Origin of the sequence: Lysinibacillus sphaericus, from assembly GCF_000600105.1 — a bacterium.
Lineage (GTDB): Bacteria > Bacillota > Bacilli > Bacillales_A > Planococcaceae > Lysinibacillus > Lysinibacillus sphaericus.
Map to the genome: position 1 here is coordinate 987,228 of NZ_CP006837.1, position 22,461 is coordinate 1,009,688.

The following is a 22,461-nucleotide window of genomic DNA, read 5'->3' on the forward strand; positions in this document are numbered from 1 at the left end:
CATGACAGAAACAACAAGCAAACAACGTAAAGAAAACTTACTTGAAGTGAACAACCTAAAAACTTATTACCCGATAAAAGGCGGGTTTATAAAAAAGACAGTCGGACATGTGAAGGCGGTCGATAATATTTCTTTTTCCATCAAAAATGGTGAAACACTAGGGTTGGTTGGGGAGTCAGGCTGTGGTAAATCAACAACTGGGCGTACTATTATTCGATTGTTAGATTCTACAGAAGGACAAATCATTTTTAATGGTCAGGATATTACGAAATTACAAGGCAAATCATTAAGAGAGATAAGAAAAGATATCCAAATGGTATTCCAAGATCCTTATGCATCATTAAATCCAATGCAAATGGTTGGCAGTATCGTAGCGGAGCCCATTATGAATTTCCATAACAAAACGCTCAATTCATTAAAAGGGGAAGTCGTGGAGTTATTACGCAAAGTAGGCTTACCTGAAGATGCCTATTATAAGTATGCGCATGAATTTTCAGGAGGGCAGCGTCAGCGAATTGGTATTGCGAGAGCCCTAGCTCTTAAACCAAAACTAATTATCGCCGATGAACCTGTTTCTGCTTTGGATGTTTCCGTTCAATCTCAAGTTTTGAATCTATTAAAAGAATTGCAGGATGAGTTTGATTTAACCTTTTTATTTATTGCGCATGATTTAAGTGTTGTGAAGCATATGAGTGATCGCATTGGCGTGATGTATCTAGGAAATATTGTTGAAATTGCTAACAAGACGAGTATTTATGATGAACCATTGCACCCTTACACACAAGCGCTTATTTCCGCGATACCCGTACCGGATCCTCGCAAAAAAAGTACGCGCATTGTATTAGAAGGTGATGTACCAAGTCCCGCAAATCCTCCGACAGGATGTCCATTCCATCCAAGATGCCCTAAAGCTATGATGGAATGTTCCTTAACGAAACCAGTATTAAAGGAGGTGAAGCCAGACCATAACGTTGCTTGCCACTTATATTAAAAACGGCAAGAAAAAAACAGGAAACAATGTTTTTCAAAATAAAATTTTTAACGGGGGGAAAAGAATGAAAAAGACAAAAACATTATGGTCACTGTTACTGATGCTTGTCATGGCTTTATTCCTAGCAGCATGTAATAGTGATTCAGGGACAACTGACAAAGATGCACAAAAAGATAAGGAAACGCCAGCGGCAACTACTGATGTTAAAGAAGGTGGCGTAGTTACATTCGGAACAGACCAAGCGCCAGAGGGCGTATTTGACCCTGCCTTTGCAGGAAGTATCGTAGATAGCTATATCCAAAATTTCATGATGGATGGCGTGTATGATGTAAATGATGAATTAGAATATGTACCAAACCTTGCAAAATGGGATATTAGTGAAGATAAATTAACGTATACGTTCAATTTCGAAAAGGGCGTAAAATGGCATAATGGTGAGGAACTAACAGGTGAAGACTGGGTTTTCGCATTAGAAACGTTAGCACACCCTGATTATGATGGTCCTCGTTTCAACTATGTTGAAGGCGTAAAAGGGGCAGAAGAGAAAAAAGCAGGCAAAGCAGATAAAATTTCAGGAATTGAAGTTGTAGATCCTTACACAATTAAAATCACTTTTAAAGAAGTGAAAATTAATAACTTAGAAAGCATTTGGCAATACCCAATGCCTAAGAAACATTATGAAGGCATTGCAGTAAAAGATTTAAGTGAATCAAAACAAGTGCGCGAAAACCCTGTAGGATTAGGCGCGTTTAAAGTGAAAAAAGTGGTAGACGGCGAGTATTCTGAATTAGAGCGTTTTGATGATTACTGGAAAGGGAAACCAGCGCTTGATGGTGTTATTGTAAAAGTAATTGACCCATCATTAGCTGCGGGTGCGTTCCAAAACGGAGAAATCGACATCATGGATATTAGACCACAATCTGTGAAAGAGCTTTCTGCATTAAGCAATGTACGTATCGAAGAAACAACTGGTGTGAGCTATTCTTATATCGGGCTTCGTTTTGGTCATCGTGATAAAGCTACACTTAAAAATGTAGCTGATTTTGATAAATTCAATTCAAAAGAATTACGTCAGGCACTATTATATGCTCTTAACCGTCCAGCAATGATCGATGCTTTCTTAGAAGGAAAAGCGAAAGTAGCGAACACAGTTATCCCAGTTACTTTCTGGACTGCTGCAGATGCTTCAGATTTAAATGCATACGAGTTTAATGTGGATAAAGCGAAAGAGCTGTTAAAAACAGCAGGCTATGTTGATACAGACGGTGATGGATTTGTTGAAGATCCAAAAGGTCAACCATTCAAAATTTTATTTGGTCACTATGCAGGACCAGCTGCATTTGAAGGTCGTTCACAAGCAATCATTCAATCTTGGAATGATATTGGCGTAAAAACAGAATTAGCAACAGGAAGCTTAGTTGAGTTTAACTTGTACAATGAAATGAAAGACAACGATGATGCAGCATTAGAGGCATTCTTCGGTTCTTGGAGCATGGGTTCTGATCCAGACCCATCAGGTTTATGGGCCAATGATGCAGAATGGAACTACGGTCGTTATGTAGATGCAGAGAATGACAAATTATTAAAAGAAGCGTTAAGTGAAAAAGCATTTGATAAAGACTACCGTAAAAAAATGTATGTTAATTGGCAAAAATACTTCAACGAACAATTACCAGCACTACCATTATGGGAAAATCTAGATTTATATGGTATTAACAATCGACTACAAGGTGTTCATATTAACGCTGTTGGATTCCAAACAGACGTTTATAAATGGCACATTGTTGAGTAAGTTAGTGCCTAATCAAGGCTGAGAAACCTACTACTATCAGGCTCGAATTGGAGCTTGATAGTAGTAAATTTTAATTGATAAGGGGACGTCACATGCTTCAATACACACTTCGAAGACTACTCGGCATGATTCCATTGTTACTCCTTATTTCGTTAGTTGTGTTCTTCTTAGCAAAAATGATGCCAGGAGATCCATTTGCGGGAGAAATTGATCCATCCAATACAAACCCACAATACATCGAGGAAATGAGAGAGAAGTTAGGCTATAATGATCCAATTATCGTGCAATATGGAAGATGGATGGCTAATTTTGTACAAGGGGATTTTGGCAAATCAACCGTTTATAAAAAACCTGCAGTGGAAGTGATTGCACAGCGAATTCCAAATACATTATTTTTAGCCATTATATCTTTAATTTTTACGTATATTTTTGCTTTTATCATGGGGATGTATGCAGGAAGAAAACCTTATACATTAGGTGATAATCTAATAGCTACGTATAATTACCTAGCTTTAGCGATTCCGTCATTTGTTGCCGGCATTGTCGCTATTTATGTGTTCTCTTTCCAATTAGGGTGGTTCCCATTCAACGGCTCAGTTGGTGTAGGGCTACAGGAAGGCACATTTGCTTATTATTTAAGTAGGGTCCATCATGTATTATTACCAGCCCTTGTTTTAGGATTAATGGGAACGGCATCCTACACACAATTTTTACGCAACGATATTATTGAAAACAGTCGAAAAGATTTTGTACGTACGGCAAGAGCAAAAGGAACAAAGGAATCAAAAATTTACAACAAGCATATTTTAAGAAATTCGATTATTCCGATTATTACTTTTCTTGGGTTTGACATCGCTACATTAATTAGCGGTGCGGTTATTACAGAAACCATCTTTACTTATCCCGGAATAGGTGCACTGTTCTTAGATTCCGTTGGAAGAAGAGATTATGCGGTCATGATGTCGATCACTATGTTACTTTCATTCTTAACGCTTTTTGGAAATTTAGTAGCCGATTTACTGTACGGTATAGTAGATCCGCGAATTAGACTAGATTAGGGAGGGGAAATATGTGGAGATTGTAACAAAACAAGAAGCTTCTGCACCAAAAAAAACACCGAATAAAAGCCCCTCTCCATGGGTGATAGCGAGAAGAAAGTTCTTTAAAAATAAATTAGCGATGATCAGCCTTATTTTTTTACTAATCGTTATTATTCTATCGTTTTTGGCACCGTATATTACGACAAAAGATATCGTGCGTGTAGACTTTACGAAAATTAGTCAGCCACCTTCAAGTGAAAACTGGCTTGGAACAGATACAAATGGTCGTGATGTTTTTACGCGAATGCTATATGCTGGAAGATCTTCATTGACGGTTGGCATAGGCTGTATGTTTTTTATTGTTTTAATTGGGACAACGATTGGGGCGATTTCGGGTTACTTTGGGGGCAAGGTTGACCAAATTTTAATGCGTTTCACAGACTTTGTTTTAATGTTCCCATTATTAGTTTTCGTTATCGTTTTAAATACGATTCTAGTCGGCAAAGTTTCAGGCTTATGGACATTAATTATTGTTATTTCCGTATTAAGTTGGGGAAGTGTTGCCCGCGTTGTTCGAAGTCGAATTCTTGCAGAGAAAGAAAATGAGTACATTTTAGCTGCAGAGTCAATCGGCTGTAAATCATCGAAAATCATTATCAAACATTTACTACCTAACGTCGCTTCTACGATTATTGTACAAGCTACGCTATTAATGGCAGTAACGATTGTTATCGAGTCCGCGTTAAGCTTCTTAAACTTTGGTGTGCCAGCAGATACACCAAGCTGGGGCAATATGTTATCTGAGGCTAGAAACTCAGATGTATTAAGAGATAAAATTTGGATTTGGGTTCCACCTGCAACCGCCATTACATTGGTCATCTTATCGATCAATTTTATCGGTGAAGGGCTGAAAGATGCAATGAATCCGAAATCAAGAAGATAATGTTGGTGAATAAATGGCACCTATCAAAGTAAACTCTACTTTGATAGGTGCCATTTGCTATTTGTTTGGGGAGGGGGAATACCTGCTTGGCAGAGTGATACACGCGGAGTAGAGTGAAATACCCGCGGAGGAAGGGAGATTACCCGCGGAGTAGGGTGAAATATCCGCGGAGGAAGGGAGAATACCCGCGGAACAAGGGGGAATACCCGCGAAGCAGGGTGAGATACCCACGGAGCAAGGAGATACCCGCGAAGCAGGGAGAAATACCCTCGGAGCAAGGAGATACCCTCGGAGCAGGTGAATACCCGCGGAACAAGAGAGAATATCCGCGGAGCAGAGTGAAATATCCGTGGAGCAAGTGGGAATACCCGCGGAGCAAGGAGATACCCGCGGAACAGAGTGAAATACCCGCGAAGCAGGGTGAGATACCCGCGAAACAGGGAGAAATATCCGCGGAGCAAGGGAGAATACCCGCGAAGCAGGGTGAGATATCCGCGGAGCAAGGAGATACCCGCGGAACAGGGAGAAATACCCGCGAAGCAGGGTGAACTCCTCCGCTCAAGGCATGAAAACGGGGGTATCAAAATTGTACATGCAAGGATTTTATAAAGCGTAAAAACTAACTAATTTTCTGTAAAAAGTTACAAACTTAAATAACACCAACTGAAAGTGAAATTAAAATATAACTTATTTACATTAGTTATATTTTAATTTTATTGATGTAATAAGAAGTGGTTAATGCGGAATATTTATTATGGAAAATAGATAACGATAAATATATCTATAAAATTTATTGATAGTAACTATATTCAGTTAAATAAAACTACCAGTTAAAAAATCATACGCAATTAATTATTCTAAAATAACACTAACAACTTTGCTTATTTATTTTTTAAAGATAACAAATTATTGAATTTGATACTAGGAAACTAATTTTTTTCTAGCGAAAACTAGGCTGATACTCCTTAATTTTATAATAGTAATTTGCAAAATAAGCTTGATTTTACGTATTATTTCTAGATAAAATAGCAATACATTTAATTATCTGATTATTCTATCTATAGAAAAGTGTGTTTTTTCTTGTGGTAGGTAATTTTGATAAACATTATTTTTCACAAAGAATAAGAGTGATGAAAGGGGGATTTTAAATAAATTGCAATTCTAATATAGAGATAGTGGATAAATAATTGTAGGAGGGAGACTGTTTGTGTACAAATGACTTGTTGACGATAAAAAACTTAACGACGAGCTTTCGATTAAAAGACACTTATCATGCAGCAATAGAAGATGTTTCGCTTTCGCTTAGAAAAAATGAGATTTTGGCTATAGTTGGAGAGTCGGGCTGTGGGAAAAGTACGTTAGCTACAACAATTGTAGGCTTACATAATTCAATGAATACGAAAGTGACTGGAGAAATACTTTACAATCAACAAAATTTAACACAGTTAAGTGAAGAGCAATTCAATCAACTACGGGGGAATGATATTGGCTTTATTTTTCAAGATCCTCTTTCGGCATTAAATCCATTAATGCGCATCCACGAACAAATTGCAGAAGGGCTTATTTATCATACAACACTTACAAAGCAACAACGGGACGAACGTGTAATAGAGTTGTTAGAGCAAGTAGGTATTGCGAATCCTAAACGAGTTGCCCGACAATTTCCTCATCAATTATCAGGTGGTATGCGTCAACGCGTGATGATTGCGATTGCTTTATCGAGCAAACCTGCCATCATTATTGCTGATGAACCGACAACAGCATTGGACGTAACGATACAAGCACAAATTTTAGATCTGTTAAAAGCGTTACAAGATGAGACACATGCTGGCGTTATTTTAATTACCCATGACTTAGGTGTTGTAGCAGAGGTGGCAGATCGAGTTGCTGTGATGTATGCCGGCCAAGTGATTGAAGAGGCGCCTGTTCAAGAGCTTTTTAACAATGCCAAACATCCCTATACACGGTCCCTATTAAACTCGATTCCACAAACTCATGAGGAACATGAACGCCTAGAGGTAATACAAGGCATGGTGCCTTCACTTGTCAATTTACCACGTGAAGGTTGCCGATTTTCATCGCGTATACCGTGGATTGACGCATCCGCACATGAAAGTCATCCACAATTACATGAAATTGCACCTGAGCATTTTGTCCGTTGTACATGCTGGCAACACTTTCATTTTGCAGGAGAAAGCGAGGGGGTGTCAGGATGAGCTTTATGCAAATTAAAGATTTAAACGTCCATTATCCGATTCGAGGTGGCTTTTTCAATACGATAAAAGATAAAGTGTATGCGGTTGATGGCATTACAATGGCATTTGAAAAGGGAAAAACATACGGTTTAGTTGGCGAGTCAGGTTCAGGGAAATCTACTACAGGTAAAGCCATTATTGGTCTTGAAAAGGTAACAACGGGGCAAATTATTTATGAAGGACAGAATGTTACCAATCGACGTCGCAAGCGAGGGTCAGCCTATAGTCGTGATATTCAAATGATATTTCAAGACGCTCATTCTAGTATGAACCCTAGAAAGCGCGTAATCGATATACTGGCAGAGCCGATACGTAACTTTATGAAGCTTAGTGATCAGGAGGAGCGCAGGCGTATTAAAGAATTACTAGCCATTGTCGGTATGTCGGAGGATGTGCTGTTAAAGTATCCTCATGAATTTTCTGGAGGGCAAAAGCAGCGTCTTGGTATAGCGCGCGCGGTTGCTTGTAATCCGAAATTAATTATTGCAGATGAGCCTGTGTCGGCACTCGATTTGTCGGTGCAAGCACAAGTGCTGAACTTTATGAAAGACATTCAGCAAGAATATGGGCTAAGTTATTTATTTATCTCCCATGACCTAGGTGTCGTGAAACATATGTGTGATTACATTGCCATTATGTATAAGGGACGCTTTGTGGAAACTGGTACCCGTCAAGATATTTATAGCAATCCACAGCATATTTACACAAATCGCTTACTGTCCGCAATTCCACATATTGAGCCTGAAACAAGAATGGAGCGCAAAGCAGTACGACAAAAAGTCGAAGAGAAATATCAAAAAGACCATCATCAATACTATGATAAGCAAGGCAAAGTATACCCTTTAAAATCTATTTCCGATACGCATAAAGTGGCGATGTCCGAAATTGAGCAGGAGGGATTGTAACATGTGGAAAACCGTTGTTAGACGTGTATTCGTCATGATTCCACAATTATTTATCTTGAGTTTAATCGTCTTTATATTGGCAAAGCAAATGCCTGGTGATCCGTTTACAGGGTTAATCACACCTGAAACAGACCCATCAAGAATTGAGGAATTACGAATACAAGCAGGCTTCTATGACCCTTGGTATGAACAGTATTATCGCTGGATTACAAATGCTCTTCAAGGAGATTTTGGACAAAGCTATACATATAAAATTGCGGTGTCAACATTGATTGGGGAGCGTGCACTCAATACATTTTGGCTATCTTTACTTAGTGTTATACTGGTTTATTTATTAGCCATACCGCTTGGAATGCTTGCAGGACGTAAACAAGATACATTGTTAGACAAATCCATTATTTTATATAGCTTTATTAGCTTTGCGATTCCGACATTTGTTTTATCACTCGTGTTTTTATTTGTTTTTGGTTATCGCTTAATGTGGTTTCCAACGAGTGGAACCGTTGATGTTGGCCTAGAATCGGGAACACTAACCTATTATTGGAATAAAATATATCACTTGCTCTTACCTGCGATGACGGCAGCTATTTTAGGTACTACAGGGATTATCCAATATTTACGCTCAGAAATTATTGATGCGAAAACACAGGATTATGTCAAAACTGCTCGCAGTAAAGGTATTCCAATAAGAAGAATTTATACGCGACATATTTTCCGCAATTCAGTACTTCCAATTGCAGCGTTTTTAGGGTTTACAATTACAGGTTTATTAGGTGGCTCCATTTTTATCGAAACGATTTACGGCTATCCAGGTATGGGCGAATTGTTTATTAGTTCGATAACGAGTCGCGACTATAGTGTCATTACCGCACTGATTATGCTGTATGGTTTCTTAGCATTATTAGGTAGTCTGTTGTCGGATATTATTATGAGCATTGTCGATCCGCGTATCCGTATAGACTAACGACTAAACATAATGTTGAGGTGAAAGGACATGACACAACATAACAATGAAACAGTAATGATGGAAAGCACACCGCCAACAGGTCTACAAGTTGTTTTACGAGAGTTTAAGAAAGATAGAGTTGCAATGTTTTCTTTTGTGGGCGTTACACTAATCATCATTTCTATTTTTATTACGGCTTGGCTGCTCGATCAAGAGAGCGTGTTAAAAATCAATCTGTTTGAACGCTACACAGAGCCAGGCAAGAATGGCTATATTTTAGGGGCAGATGAAGCAGGACGTGATGTACTTGGGCAACTAGTGATTGGTGCTAAAAATTCACTGTTAATCGCCATTTGGGTGACCGTTATTGCCAATATAATTGGGATTGCGCTAGGGATTATTATGGGCTATTACAGCGGAATTGTAGACAATGTCATGATGCGCATCATTGATTTTATTATTACATTGCCGACATTTATGATTTTTATAGTCCTTGTGTCCATTATCCCTGAATATGGTGTTTTTGAACTCGTGATGATTATTAGTGTATTTCAATGGATAGGCATTGCACGGTTAATTCGAAGTAAAGCATTATCGGAAGGGCGAAGGGATTATGTAAGCGCTTCTAAAACAATGGGGACAAGTGATTTCGCAATTATGTTTAAAGGCGTCTTGCCTAATTTAAGTTCGTTATTAATTGTAGAGTTTACTTTAAGTCTTGCTGGCAATATTGGGATTGAAACAGGCTTATCATTTTTAGGATTCGGGCTACCACCTTCTACGCCAAGTTTAGGTACTTTAGTAAGCTACGCTCGAAATCCACTTGTGTTAGCCGAGAAATGGTGGGTATGGTTACCAGCATCGTTATTAATTTTACTCTTGATACTTGGCATTAATTATATCGGTCAAGCCCTTCGTCGTGCCGCTGATGCAAAACAAAGATTGGGATGATATAGGAGGTAATAACAATGACAAAAAAGTGGTTGATAACTGTCGTGACGTTGACAATCCTATTGCTATTAACTGCCTGTAAAAGCTCCGATAAAGAGCAAGCAAGCGAAGCAAAAGATAGCAATGATAAACCAGCACAAACAGAAGATAACAAAGTAGATACAAGTACACTTCCATTTGAAGTAACGAACGAAGGGGATGCTGTGCAAGATGGCACATTACATGTTGGGCTTGTGACAGATTCTCCGTTCAAAGGCGTTTTCTCATGGGAGTATTACTCTGATGTTTATGACGCAGAAATCATGGCTTACGCAACAAATAGCTTATTTGTATTAGATGAAGACTTTTTAATCACCGATAAAGGAATAGCTAAATTAGATGTCGATGCTGCCAATAAAAAAGTGCTTATTACAATACAAGGCGATGTAAAATGGTCGGATGGCACACCATTAACGGCAGATGACTTAATCTATCCGTATGAAATTATTGGTCATCCAGATTATGAAGGCGTGCGCTATGATGATGATTTTAAAAATATTATAGGGGCTGAAGAGTACCATGATGGCAAAGCAAATACGATAGCAGGCATTAAAAAAATAGATGATAAGTCGATTGAAATTGCACTTAAAAAAGTGTCACCAGCTATTTATTCAGGTGGCGATGGCTTATGGGGCTATGCGGCACCAAAACATCAACTAGCCTCCATTGCGGTAAAAGATTTAATTTCTTCTGATGCTGTACGCAAAAATCCAATTACACTTGGGCCATTTAAATTTGACAATATTGTCAATGGAGAGTCCGTACAGTTTGTTGCCAATGAGCATTATTATAAAGGGAAGCCAAAGATTGAGAAAGTAGTTGTGCAAGTTGTTCCTTCAACATCGGTAGGGGAAGCGCTGAAAACAGGGAAATTCGATTTAACATCAGAATTTAGAGCCAATCAATATGATAGTATAAAAAATTTAACGAATATTTCGATATTAGGGCGCCCTGAATTATCATACAGCTATTTAGGCTTTAAGCTTGGACACTATGATCAAGAAAAAGGCGAGAATGTTTATGATGAAAAGGCAAAAATGAATGATGCTGATTTACGTAAAGCGATTGCTTATGCCATGGATATTGAAACGGTAACAGATAAATTTTATCAAGGGTTACGTGTGCGAGCGAACTCCTTAATCCCACCAGCTTTCAAATCTTACTATGATGATACGCTAGAGGGCTATTATTATAATCCTGAAAAGGCAAAAGAACTATTAGATGCAGCAGGCTATAAAGATACAGATGGTGATGGTATTCGCGAAGATAAAGACGGCAATAAGTTTGCCATTCGTTTAGCAGCAATCGCCGGTTCGGATACAGATGAAGCGATTGTGGAGTATTATCGTCAAAATTGGAGAGATGTTGGTTTAGATGTGCAGTTAACGACAGGGCGTCTTCTCGAATTCAATAATTTCTACGATAAAGTACAAGCAGATGATCCTGAAATTGATATGTATATGGCTGCATGGGGTACGGGGACAAACCCGTCACCAGCAGGGCTCTATAGTAAAGGAGCCACATTTAACTACAGTCGCTATGTTTCGGATGACCTTACAAAGCTATTAAATAATATTGATTCTGAAGCAGCACTAGATGCACATTATCGTGCACAAGCTTTCCGTGCATGGCAAGTTTATATGAATGATAAGGCAATGGTTATTCCAATGTATTTCCGTACTGAGATTATTCCGGTCAATAAACGCATTAAACACTACACTATTCAATATGGAAATACGACAGAGCAACAAAATATTGAATTACTAGCAGAAACACCACTAAAATAGGGCCTTTTTAGCTAAATAATAAATCAACTTTACAAAGTGAAAATGTAAGGGGGAGGAATAACGATGGCAAAAAAGTCGTTGACGTTATCCGTGATATTCATAATCATGTTGTTATTAGCTGCTTGCAGTAGCACGAATAAAGAGCAGGCAAACGAGTCTAAAGGCAGCAATGATAAACCAACACAAATAGAGGACAACAAAGTAGACACAAGTTTATTACCAACTGAAGTAACAAATGAGGGAGAAGCCATTGCAGGGGGGACACTACATGTAGGGCTTGTATCGGACTCGCCGTTCAAAGGCATTTTCCTTGCTGAACTTTCTGCGGATGCTACGGATTCATCCATTACAGGTTATGCTTCAAATAGTCTATTTGAAGTCGATGGTGATTTTTTATTAACAGATGAGGGAATTGCTAAGTTAGAAGTTGACACTGACAATAAAAAAGTAACAATCACGATTCAAGGCGATGTGAAATGGTCGGATGGTACGCCATTAACGGCAGAGGATTTAATTTATCCATATGAGATTATCGCCCATCCCGATTATGAAGGTGTGCGCTATGATGATGATTTTCGAAATATTATAGGAGCTGAAGAATACCATGATGGCAAAGCAAATACGATAGCAGGTATTAAAAAAATAAATGACAAGTCGATTGAAATCGCATTTAAAAAAGTGTCGCCAGCTATTTATTCAGGGGGTGATGGTTTATGGGGCACTGCGGCACCAAAGCATCAACTCGAATCGATTGCTATAAAAGATTTAATTTCATCCGATGCTGTACGCAAAAATCCAATTACACTTGGACCATTTAAATTTGATAATATCGTCAATGGAGAGTCCGTACAGTTTGTTGCCAATGAGCATTATTATAAAGGGAAGCCAAAAATTGATAAGCTGATTGTACAAGTGGTTTCGACGTCTACGATTAGTGAAGCATTGAAAGCAGGGCAATTTGATATCGCTTCTTTCCCTGCAACGCAATATGACAGTGTAAAGGATTTAACGAATATATCAATATTAGGTCGTCCTGAATTATCTTACAGCTACTTAGGCTTTAAATTAGGGAAATACGATCAAGAAAAGGGCGAAAACATTTATGATGAAAACGCAAAAATGAATGATATTGATTTACGGCATGCTATTGCTTATGCCATGGATATTGAAACGGTAACAGACAGATTTTATCAAGGTCTACGTGTGCGTGCCAATTCTTTAATTCCACCAGCGTTTAAAACATACTATGATGACACGCTAGAGGGCTACCACTATGATCCTGAAAAAGCGAAACAATTATTAGATCAAGCAGGTTATAAAGATATTGATGGAGATGGTATTCGTGAAGATAAAGAAGGCAATAAGTTTACGATTCGTTTAGCTGCAATGTCAGGTTCTGATACGGCTGAAGCCATTATTGAGTACTACCGTCAAAACTGGAAAGATGTTGGCTTAGATGTACAACTCACGACTGGTCGGTTAATTGAATTTAACAACTTCTACGATAAAGTACAAGCAGATGATCCTGAAATTGATATCTTTATCGCTGCATGGAGTACTGGTACGAACCCATCACCAGCAGGATTGTACAGCAAAGGAGCCGCATTTAACTTTAGTCGCTACGTTTCGGATGATTTAACGAAGCTATTAAATGATATTGACTCACAAGAGGCGTTAGATGCCACGTATCGTGCGCAAGCATTCCGTACATGGCAAGAGTATATGGCTGACAAGGCAATGGTTATTCCGATGTTATTTAGTACGTCCACGATTGCGATTAATAAACGAATAAAAAGCTATAATATTGATCGTGAAACAGGTACAGAGATTCAAGATCTTGAATTGATAGCTGATGCGCCAATAAAATAAGCGTAAAGAGATCTTTAAAAGAATAATCCTAAAAAAAATGATCCATCCAATGCATAATTGCAGTGGATGGATCATATATATTACTTAGTGCCAACCCAAGTTTTCACAAGGTCAGCAGTACCATATACATAATGTTGTTCGCCAACTTCATGGTATGTGGCGCTTTCGTCAACTTCTGTATGTGTATAAGGGATACGTTGACGACGCTTTTCTGACATAGGGTCTGGAAGCGGAATAGCTGATAATAATGATTTTGTATAAGGGTGTACAGGATGATTGTAAATATCATCTGCTTTACCAATTTCCATAATTTTACCACGGTACATAACAGCGATACGGTCACTGATATATTTAACCATCGAAAGGTCATGGGCAATGAAAAGATACGTTAAGCCACGTTCTTTTTGTAGTTGTTTTAATAAGTTTACAACTTGCGCTTGAATCGATACGTCAAGTGCAGAGATAGGTTCATCGGCAATGATAAACTTAGGATCTAAGCTTAGCGCACGTGCGATACCGATACGTTGACGTTGACCACCAGAGAATTCATGGGCATAACGGTTAGCGTGCTCTTTGTTTAAACCAACAGCTTCAAGCAATTGGTTGATTTTTTCGCGACGTGCTTTCTTATCCTTATACAAACCGTGAATATCGAAAGCTTCCCCAATGATTTCTCCAGCCGTCATACGCGGGTTTAACGATGCGTATGGATCTTGGAAAATCATTTGCATTTGACGATTAAAATTCTTTAATTCATTTTTAGATTTTTTACCATGAACGTTTTCACCGTCGAAAATAATTTCGCCACCTGTAATATCATAGAGGCGAATGATTGAACGACCAGTCGTTGATTTACCACAGCCTGATTCACCAACAAGACCAAGTGTTTCACCTTCGTAGACATCAAAACTAATACCATCAACAGCTTTAATAGGGTTGCTTGGTGAACCGAAATATTGCTTTACGTTTTTAACTTCAAGAATTTTTTTTGCACCCGTTTTAGTCATTGAATTCTTCCTCCTTCGCAATAAAGCCTTCAATACGTTTAGCAACCGCATCTGGAAGTGGAATTTTTGGCGCGTCAGGATGCAACAACCAAGTTTTTGCATAGTGTGTGTCGCTTACTTTGAACATTGGTGGCTCTTGCTCATAGTCAATGGCCATTGCAAATTCATTACGAGCAGCAAACGCATCACCTTTTGGAGGATTTGTAAGATCCGGTGGTGAACCTGGAATCGTACGTAATAGCTCGTCCTCATTACTATCTAAATCAGGCATAGAACCAAGTAATCCCCAAGTATAAGGATGTTTTGGATTATAGAAAATATCATCTACTGTACCGTATTCAACGATTTGACCAGCGTACATAACGGCTACACGGTCAGCAACGTTAGCCACAACACCAAGGTCGTGGGTAATGAAAATGATAGATGTTTTAGAATTCTTTTGGATTTCTTTCATTAATTCTAAAATTTGTGCTTGAATAGTTACGTCTAATGCTGTTGTAGGCTCATCGGCAATTAACAACTTCGGATCTGCCGCAAGTGCAATAGCGATTACAACACGTTGGCGCATCCCGCCTGAAAATTCATGTGGATATTGGTTATAACGTTTTTCAGGGAATGGAATACCTACTTGCGTTAAAAGTTCAATCGCGCGTTTTTTCGCCGCATCTTTTGAAACTTTTTTATGTTGTAAAATTACTTCAGTAATTTGACGTCCGACCTTCATCGTTGGGTTCAAACTTGTCATCGGATCTTGGAAAATCATAGCAATTTCATTTCCGCGCACTTTTGACATTTCTTTTTCACTAAGTGGAATTAAATCACGGCCATTGAATAAAATTTGTCCTGACTCATAAATACCAGGTGGCTGTGGAATTAATTTCATTAAGGCGTTACTCGTAACACTCTTACCAGAACCAGATTCACCAACGATCGCTAGCGTTTCACCTTCTTTTAAATCGAAGTTTACACCACGAACAGCATGGACAAGTCCAGCATAAGTTTTAAAGTTAATTTTTAAATCTTTTACTTCTAAAATTGTTTTACTCATTTCGGCCACCTCCTTATTTACGTAGTTTTGGATCTAGTGCATCTCGTAAGCCATCACCAATAGCATTAAACGCAAAGATTGTTAGCGAGATAAATACTGCTGGGAAAATTAAGCGCCACGGAGCGTTAGCAATCGCTTTATTTCCGTCAGATGCCATTGTACCCCATGAAGCGTGTGGAGCAGGGACACCAAGTCCAAGGTAACTTAAGAACGATTCCGTGAAAATAGCAGATGGAATTGTTAATGTCATTGTTACTAAAATTGCACCAAGCGCATTTGGAATTAAATGTTTTAAAATTAAATGCCCTGTGCTAGCACCTAAAGTACGTGCAGCTAGTACATATTCTTGATTTTTAATCGATAATACTTCACCACGGACGATACGAGCCATGTTAATCCAACCTGTAATCGAAAGGGCGATAATCATAGGGAATAGACCTGGTTGTAAAACAACTAATAATACGATTACAACTAATAGGTAAGGAACCGCAGTTAATACGTCGGCAATACGCATCATAATATTATCAACGCGACCACCAGCTAAACCTGAAATACTTCCCCAAAGAACGCCGATAATTAAGTCAATAACCGCCGCTGTAATCCCGATAAATAAGGAAATACGAGCACCTGCCCAAATACGTACGAAAATATCACGACCTAAATCATCTGTCCCAAACCAAAATTCTGCAGATGGTGGAGAGTTGAAAACACCAAGTTGATCGCTGTATTTATATTGTGAAAGCATCGGTGCAAAAATCGCCATTAAAATAATGATGATTAAAGTGACTAAACCAAAAATCGCCATCTTGTTATGTGAAAAACGAATAAATACTTCCTTCCAGAAGGAAACGGATTTATCAGCTAATTTATCAGTTGCTTCATGATTTCCACCGACAATTTTAAACATATCTTTGTTAATCGGTTGTTGCGTCATTACTTTTTCGCTCCCTTCAACTTAATTCGCGGATCAATAAAGCTATATAAAATATCGACAATTAATACCGCAAATAAAAGGATGATTGAATAGAACACTGTCGTTCCCATGATAACTGTGTAATCACGGTTTGTAATACTTTGTACAAAGTGTTTACCTAGACCAGGGATTGCGAATATATTTTCAACGATAAAACTACCTGTTACAACACCAGCTGTTAATGGACCAAGGTACGTGATAACTGGTAGAAGGGCATTACGTAAAGTATGGCGGAAAACGACTGTCCATTTGCCAATCCCTTTCGCACGAGCCATTTTTACATAATCACTGCTGTTTTGTTCAAGCATACTAGAACGTGTTAGTTTAGCGATAAAGCCCATATGTGAGAACGCAATAGCAAGGGCAGGTAAGATACTATAGACGAAACCTTTCCATCCACTAACAGGGAACCAGCCTAATTTAAAGGCTAAGAAATACTGCATTAAACCTGCCAAAATAAACGATGGTACCGATATTCCGAGCACCGCAAAGGACGTTGCCAAATAATCCGGCCACTTATTATGATAAAGCGCTGAAACTACGCCTATTAATACACCGAATCCAACCGCCAATAGCATAGCTTCAATCCCAAGAGTTAACGAAACAGGGAAGCTCTCATTAATCATGTCATTTGTAGAACGCGCTTTATACTTCATAGACTCACCGAAATTAAATGAGGCCGTATCGATTAAATAATCTTTATATTGAATATACCAAGGGTTATTTAATCCATACGTTTCGTTTAACTTTTCCTCGATTTGCGGAGGGAAATTACGTTCACTTGCAAAAGGACTACCTGGAGCAAGACGCATTAAGAAAAACGTAGCCGTTACGATGACGAAAAGCGCGAGAAGTATATACATCAGCCTTTTCAAAATATAATTAATCACATAAAACTCCTCCTTCTATTTGTCAATTTTCTGACAAATATATGCCTTCGTATTTTAAAAAGAGCTGACTCGCGCCGAAGTGGCTTCGAGGCAGCTCTTCGCTGTAGAGCTTAAAAAATATTATTTAGATTATTTAGCGTCTAAATCAACGTTTTTAAGTTGGATGATACCAAGTCTATCTGGTCCCATGTTTTTAACATACTTTTGTTTTACTGAAAGGTTTGTGTAGTAGTAGATTGGCGCAACTGGGAATTCTGAAACTGCGATAGCTTCAGCTTCTTTTAATAGCTCAAGACGTTTAGCTGTATCTACTTCTGCAACTGATTGTTTTAACAATTCTTTGTACTTCGGATTTTCCCAACCAGTATCGTTGTTACCGTTTTTAGCAGTATCGTACATTTCTAAGAATGTGTAAGGATCGTTGTAGTCTGCAATCCAGCCCATACGACCGATTTGATAGTCAAGAACGTTAAGTTTTTCTAAGTAAACTTGCCATTCTGAGTTATCAAGACTTACAGTAATTCCAAGGTTTTTGCTCCATCCTTCTTGGATGTATTGAGCGATAGAAGCGTGTGCTTCACTTGTATTGAATGATAAGTTGATTTTGATATCTTTCGCGTCTTTAATACCAAGTTCTTTCATACCAGCTTCAAGTGCTGCTTTAGCACCTTCAACATCGTTATCTTTGTAGTAACCGCGGTCTTCTTCAAAACCACTGATTGCAGATGGAACCATACCTAATGCAGGTTTTTGTTCACCTTTAGTTACGTTGTCAATTAAGCCTTGACGGTCGATTGCTAATGTTAACGCTTTACGGATGTTAGCGTTTCCAGTAACTTTATCTGTTGTGTTGAATTTGTACCAATAGATAGCAGCATAGTCATCAATATTTAATGACTTGTCAGCTTTGAATCCATCAATAGCATCAAGTGCTACTGTTTGGTATGGAGAACCTAAGTAATCAATTTCTCCATTTTTGAACATTGTTACAGCAGTTGCTTCGTTTTCAACCATACCGATGTTTACTGTATTAACTGCTACGTTTGCAGCATCCCAGTAACCGTCGTTTTTCTTAAGCACGATTGAATCACTGTGTTTCCAAGTATCTAATGTATATGGTCCGTTTGTTACGTAGTTTTCACCAGCTTCAGCGTACCAATCATCTTTACCTTCAACCACTTTTTGGTTGATTGGTGAGTAAGTTTTGAATGCAGTTAACTCTAAGAAGTAAGCAGTTGGGTTTGCTAAAGTAACAACTAATGTTTTTTCATCTTCAGCTTTAATTCCTACTTCATCAACAGAACCAGCACCTGTATTGTAAGCTTCAGCACCTTTAATTGGGTAGAATACAGAAGCATATTCAGATAGGTTTTCTGGATTTAAAGCCCATTTCCAAGCATATTCGAAGTCGCCAGCAACTACTGGATCTCCGTTTGTCCATTTTGCATCGCGTAAGTGGAATGTGTAAGTTAAACCATCTTCACTTACATCCCATTTCTCAGCCATAGCTGGCTGTGGTTGTCCATCAGCGTCTGCACGAGTTAGACCTTCAAATACGTTAATTAAGATTGCACTAGATGTAGAATCTGTTGCAAGTTGTGGGTGTAAAGATGGTGGCTCAGAAGGTATTACTAAGTTCAGCTCTTTTGCTGTTTCTGATGAACCAGAATCTTTTTTATCGTCTTTTGCTTTGTCAGACGAATCTCCACCAAAGCCACATGCAGCAAGTACTAATGAAAATACTGCAAGGACAGTTAGTAATAAAAACTTTTTGTTCTTATTCATGTGAATCCCCCTTATACAATTTTTAAGCCTTTTGTGAAGCTCCTATTTAATATACCAAAAAAGTCATTGTGCACAAAATAAAAAAGATTCAAATTTATATAGTATTATCTGACATTTACAAGAATAATAATTTTCTTCTGTTTATCACTTTAGAGTACAAAAGTGTTTAAATAATGAGAATTTGATTTAAAATAGCTAAAAATATCAAAAATGAAACAAAATCAAAAAAATGATTTACTATACGGAAAATTCCTATTTTTTTGATAATATTATTACAAAATAAAAAATGATTCTAAAGTCATAGATGTTCTACCTTGAAGAATTTTTATAGTTTTGTAGAAAATCATTGTAAAACTAAGTGAATATGATTTTTTATTAGGTAATTTTTTGCAGTTTCTAATCTAAAAATATGAATAATACTATCTATAAATGATATATAAAAATTTTGTTTTGTATTTATCTAGTATTTAGCTTTGGGAGAGAAAAAAAGGGAAATTGAGAGAAATTTGTATGATTTAACATGACTATTTATGTTGTTTATAGGGGGATTTTAGCACAAGAAAGTAGTCTAATGTTTTTTTAAAATAATTCATTTGCCTTTGTAATCGCTATTTTTTATAAAAAATGTGGGGTGTTTTTCAATTAAGAATAGATTTTTGATTGTGCAGTTTCCTCTTTTCGACAGAAATCAACAAAGTCAGCTAAATTTTGTATAAAAATGATTTCATATCTAAATTTCACGTTTTATCATTCGAATTATCCAATTATTTCTAAAAAAACCGTGTAAAAAAACACTCTAGAATAAACGCTGTCTCGTTATCAGCATTTACCTAGAATGTTTACTTATTGTTTTATAACTTAAATTGGTGAATCTGATTTTGTAATTCTAAAGATTTCTCGCTTAATTCTGTTGCAACGAAGTTTACTTGTTGAATTGTAGCTGCTTGTTCTTTCATAGCTTCGGCAATAATCTTTGTATTATCCGCACTTGCTGAAGCGCCGTAAGCAATTTCAGCAACTGATGCGGCTACTTGTTCAGCGCTGGCAGATATTTCTTCTGATGTTGCTGAAATATCTTCTATTTGATCGGACATCGTTGTAATTGCTTGGACAATGGATTCGAAAGCAATACCTGCTTCTCCAATCATTTTAACACCATCATTTACAGAATGAAGACCGTCGACTACTGCTTTTTCTACATTTTTAGTATCTTGCTGAATATCTTGTGTTAAAGCGACAATTTTATTAGCGGATTGTTTTGATTCTTCGGCTAGCTTGCGCACCTCATCTGCTACAACAGCAAAGCCTTTCCCGTGTTCACCTGCGCGTGCTGCTTCGATAGCGGCATTTAGAGCGAGCAGGTTGGTTTGATCTGTAATTGTTGTAATAACTTCTGTAATATTGCTGATTTCTACTGATTGTTTACTTAGTTTTTGAACGAGTGTGTTAATAAGTTGAGTAGAATCATTGATTACATTCATTTGCTGTTGGGCTTCTTCTATTATATTGTTCCCTGTATTGGCTGTTTCTGATGTAGCGATGGCGCTATGGTGAAGCTGTTGTGTTGCTTCTGCAATACGTTGTACACCTGTAGCTGTTTCATCCATTGCGGCAGCACTTTCCTTTGCAGCAATTGTTGCGGTTTCGGCAGCGGCGGCGGTTTCATGAATGCGTGAAGAAACTTCTTCTGTTGTAGCAGAAACTTCTTCAGTAGAAGCCGTTAACTCCTCGGCTGCGCCTGTTAAATGTTCTGAGTTATTTTGAATATGTGTCATTAAATTACTTAAGTTACTTTTCATCGTATTAAAGGCTATCGCCAGTTGTCCAATTTCATCTTTAGAGTGGTTGGTAATATCTTGATGATATAATTCACCGTTTGCAATGTTGTTGGCAGCGGCTACAACTGATTTTAAAGGGGTAGTAACTTTGCGATGTACATAAAGCATTAAGAATATGCCAAGTGCTACACCAATAATAATCGCGATAATCGAAATGATTTGTGAATTTTTTACTGCTTCTTTAGATTCTGCTGTAATATTCTCTAGCTGTGTTTTTTGGTAATCGACAACTTTATTTGAGACTTCTAGTAGTCCTCGGTTTGCTTGTTGTGCATCACTATTGACTATTTTTAACGCCTCATCTAATTTTCCTTCATCATGTAAAGCTAAAGCACGATCAGCTGCTTTGTTAAAAGCATCGTTATATGTATCAAGTTCTTTGGCATATTCAACCATTTCGGGCGAATCTGCTTTTTTTGCAATTTCGGCAACGTGCTCATCTAACAATCCAGCGTGTTTAATTAAACTATCCTTATTACTTGCTGTATCTTCTATAAACATTGCGCGAATAAAAAGACCTTGCATCGCCATTTCAAATTGAATACTATCTGACAGTTCTACTTGGGAAACGCGGTCTTCTAATGCAGCTTCAACTTTCTTCTCAATATTGGAAAATTGGTTGAACAAAATAAGCAAAGACATAAATAAGATCAAAATAATTGAGAAAAAACCGAAGCTTAATTTTTTGCCAACAGACATAGTAATACGCCCTTTCTAAAATGCTTTAAAATTTTTTATAGTTAAATTAAGACATCGTAGAAGCGAGAAGTCAATAAGCGGACATAGAAACAGTTCAGAATATTCATGCTTAAAATCTTTTTATTTTATGATAGGGCACATTGCCTGTGAAAATTGAAATGGACACAAATTTTTATCGTTATATAGTACGGATTGCTGTGGATGAACAACTGAAAAAAATTGGGGCTAGGACATAACGATAAAATTTTTATAAAATCGTAGGATTTCGGTGCAAGATTGCTATTGAGTATGCACAAGTACTTAGCTATTTTTTCTTTTGTAATGAGGATAAATAGAAGAGCATATTACATGTTGTAGCGCCTTGCGGTGTACCTGCGTAAAGCAATCCCCTTGCGGATAGCAACGGCATAACAAAAGAAGTGGCTGAAATATAACTAAAAAAATATAAGGAACAATAAATTTTTTGTTCTATGGAGAACTTATCTATTCTTGCATTTGCAATAAATAAAACATTAGAAGGGTTCACTAGTTGTTGGTAGCGGATGCGGTGACTCCTGCTCAGAACGCACACAGCGTAAGACGCTGGCATTCCGCGCGTTAGCGAGGGTTGCGGCTTACTGTGCTGAGCGGAAAGCACCGCCGAGCCAACAACAACGGCGCAGCAAAAAAGGTGTTAGATTGACTGCCATCAATCTAACACCTT

At 37.8% G+C, this 22,461-nt stretch carries 16 protein-coding genes; 10 read left to right on the forward strand and 6 right to left on the reverse strand.

Annotation, left to right across the window (positions count from 1 at the left end):
- The first annotated feature begins 1 nt into the window (after position 1).
- The 10 genes from T479_RS04510 to T479_RS04560 all read left to right on the forward strand — a co-directional run bounded on the left by T479_RS04510 (position 2) and on the right by T479_RS04560 (position 13,518).
- On the forward strand, positions 2-991 hold the full coding sequence (locus tag T479_RS04510; protein WP_024362109.1) for an ABC transporter ATP-binding protein: 990 nt from the start codon (positions 2-4) through the stop codon (positions 989-991).
- A 64-nt stretch (positions 992-1,055) separates the two neighbouring features.
- Positions 1,056-2,783 (forward strand): oligopeptide ABC transporter substrate-binding protein, encoded by a 1,728-nt coding sequence (gene opp4A, locus T479_RS04515; protein ID WP_024362108.1) that lies wholly within the window; start codon positions 1,056-1,058, stop codon positions 2,781-2,783.
- 92 nt (positions 2,784-2,875) lie between these two features.
- A complete protein-coding gene (opp4B, locus tag T479_RS04520) occupies positions 2,876-3,841 on the forward strand; it encodes an oligopeptide ABC transporter permease (protein WP_025218765.1) in 966 nt (321 codons plus the stop codon).
- A 13-nt stretch (positions 3,842-3,854) separates the two neighbouring features.
- Positions 3,855-4,766: an oligopeptide ABC transporter permease gene (opp4C, locus tag T479_RS04525; protein WP_024362106.1), complete on the forward strand. Its 912-nt coding sequence runs from the start codon at positions 3,855-3,857 to the stop codon at positions 4,764-4,766.
- 1,205 nt (positions 4,767-5,971) lie between these two features.
- Complete coding sequence (locus T479_RS04535) at positions 5,972-6,982, forward strand: ABC transporter ATP-binding protein (protein WP_025218767.1); 1,011 nt, start codon at positions 5,972-5,974, stop codon at positions 6,980-6,982.
- Positions 6,979-7,926, forward strand: coding sequence for an ATP-binding cassette domain-containing protein (locus T479_RS04540; protein WP_024362104.1), 948 nt, complete (start codon positions 6,979-6,981; stop codon positions 7,924-7,926). Before T479_RS04535 ends, T479_RS04540 begins: the two co-directional genes overlap by 4 nt.
- Before the next feature lies 1 nt (position 7,927).
- Positions 7,928-8,890: an oligopeptide ABC transporter permease gene (gene opp4B, locus T479_RS04545; RefSeq protein ID WP_024362103.1), complete on the forward strand. Its 963-nt coding sequence runs from the start codon at positions 7,928-7,930 to the stop codon at positions 8,888-8,890.
- A 30-nt stretch (positions 8,891-8,920) separates the two neighbouring features.
- Positions 8,921-9,823: an ABC transporter permease gene (locus tag T479_RS04550; protein ID WP_025218768.1), complete on the forward strand. Its 903-nt coding sequence runs from the start codon at positions 8,921-8,923 to the stop codon at positions 9,821-9,823.
- A gap of 17 nt (positions 9,824-9,840) precedes the next feature.
- Entirely contained in the window at positions 9,841-11,649 is a 1,809-nt protein-coding gene (locus tag T479_RS04555) for an oligopeptide ABC transporter substrate-binding protein (protein WP_025218769.1), read from the forward strand.
- Positions 11,650-11,712: 63 nt separating this feature from the next.
- The gene (locus T479_RS04560; protein WP_025218770.1) at positions 11,713-13,518 is read left to right on the forward strand and encodes an oligopeptide ABC transporter substrate-binding protein; all 1,806 of its coding nucleotides are present in this window, start codon (positions 11,713-11,715) and stop codon (positions 13,516-13,518) included.
- Positions 13,519-13,598: 80 nt separating this feature from the next.
- Here T479_RS04560 and T479_RS04565 read toward each other — a convergent pair whose 3' ends face one another.
- The 6 genes from T479_RS04565 to T479_RS04590 all read right to left on the reverse strand — a co-directional run bounded on the left by T479_RS04565 (position 13,599) and on the right by T479_RS04590 (position 21,758).
- Positions 13,599-14,525 carry an ABC transporter ATP-binding protein gene (locus T479_RS04565; RefSeq protein ID WP_024362099.1) on the reverse strand — a complete coding sequence of 309 codons (927 nt, stop codon included), beginning with the start codon at positions 14,523-14,525 and terminating at the stop codon, positions 13,599-13,601.
- Positions 14,518-15,573 carry an ABC transporter ATP-binding protein gene (locus T479_RS04570; protein WP_024362098.1) on the reverse strand — a complete coding sequence of 352 codons (1,056 nt, stop codon included), beginning with the start codon at positions 15,571-15,573 and terminating at the stop codon, positions 14,518-14,520. The genes T479_RS04565 and T479_RS04570 overlap by 8 nt, the downstream gene beginning before the upstream one ends.
- Positions 15,574-15,586: 13 nt before the next feature.
- Positions 15,587-16,507 (reverse strand): ABC transporter permease, encoded by a 921-nt coding sequence (locus tag T479_RS04575; RefSeq protein ID WP_024362097.1) that lies wholly within the window; start codon positions 16,505-16,507, stop codon positions 15,587-15,589.
- On the reverse strand, positions 16,507-17,436 hold the full coding sequence (locus T479_RS04580) for an ABC transporter permease (RefSeq protein WP_024362096.1): 930 nt from the start codon (positions 17,434-17,436) through the stop codon (positions 16,507-16,509). Before T479_RS04580 ends, T479_RS04575 begins: the two co-directional genes overlap by 1 nt.
- Before the next feature lie 129 nt (positions 17,437-17,565).
- Positions 17,566-19,221, reverse strand: coding sequence for a peptide ABC transporter substrate-binding protein (locus T479_RS04585; protein ID WP_025218771.1), 1,656 nt, complete (start codon positions 19,219-19,221; stop codon positions 17,566-17,568).
- 851 nt (positions 19,222-20,072) lie between these two features.
- Positions 20,073-21,758 (reverse strand): methyl-accepting chemotaxis protein, encoded by a 1,686-nt coding sequence (locus T479_RS04590; RefSeq protein ID WP_025218772.1) that lies wholly within the window; start codon positions 21,756-21,758, stop codon positions 20,073-20,075.
- Positions 21,759-22,461 lie beyond the last annotated feature (703 nt).

Bases quoted from the DNA above. Each gene is read 5' to 3' on its own strand.
- T479_RS04550 (WP_025218768.1), top strand. From the start codon at position 8,921: ATGACACAACATAACAATGAAACAGTAATGATGGAAAGCACACCGCCA.
- opp4A (WP_024362108.1), top strand. From the start codon at position 1,056: ATGAAAAAGACAAAAACATTATGGTCACTGTTACTGATGCTTGTCATG.
- T479_RS04565 (WP_024362099.1), bottom strand. From the start codon at position 14,525: ATGACTAAAACGGGTGCAAAAAAAATTCTTGAAGTTAAAAACGTAAAG.
- T479_RS04540 (WP_024362104.1), top strand. From the start codon at position 6,979: ATGAGCTTTATGCAAATTAAAGATTTAAACGTCCATTATCCGATTCGA.
- T479_RS04555 (WP_025218769.1), top strand. From the start codon at position 9,841: ATGACAAAAAAGTGGTTGATAACTGTCGTGACGTTGACAATCCTATTG.
- T479_RS04570 (WP_024362098.1), bottom strand. From the start codon at position 15,573: ATGAGTAAAACAATTTTAGAAGTAAAAGATTTAAAAATTAACTTTAAA.
- opp4B (WP_025218765.1), top strand. From the start codon at position 2,876: ATGCTTCAATACACACTTCGAAGACTACTCGGCATGATTCCATTGTTA.
- T479_RS04575 (WP_024362097.1), bottom strand. From the start codon at position 16,507: ATGACGCAACAACCGATTAACAAAGATATGTTTAAAATTGTCGGTGGA.
- T479_RS04510 (WP_024362109.1), top strand. From the start codon at position 2: ATGACAGAAACAACAAGCAAACAACGTAAAGAAAACTTACTTGAAGTG.
- T479_RS04560 (WP_025218770.1), top strand. From the start codon at position 11,713: ATGGCAAAAAAGTCGTTGACGTTATCCGTGATATTCATAATCATGTTG.
- T479_RS04585 (WP_025218771.1), bottom strand. From the start codon at position 19,221: ATGAATAAGAACAAAAAGTTTTTATTACTAACTGTCCTTGCAGTATTT.
- T479_RS04590 (WP_025218772.1), bottom strand. From the start codon at position 21,758: ATGTCTGTTGGCAAAAAATTAAGCTTCGGTTTTTTCTCAATTATTTTG.
- opp4B (WP_024362103.1), top strand. From the start codon at position 7,928: ATGTGGAAAACCGTTGTTAGACGTGTATTCGTCATGATTCCACAATTA.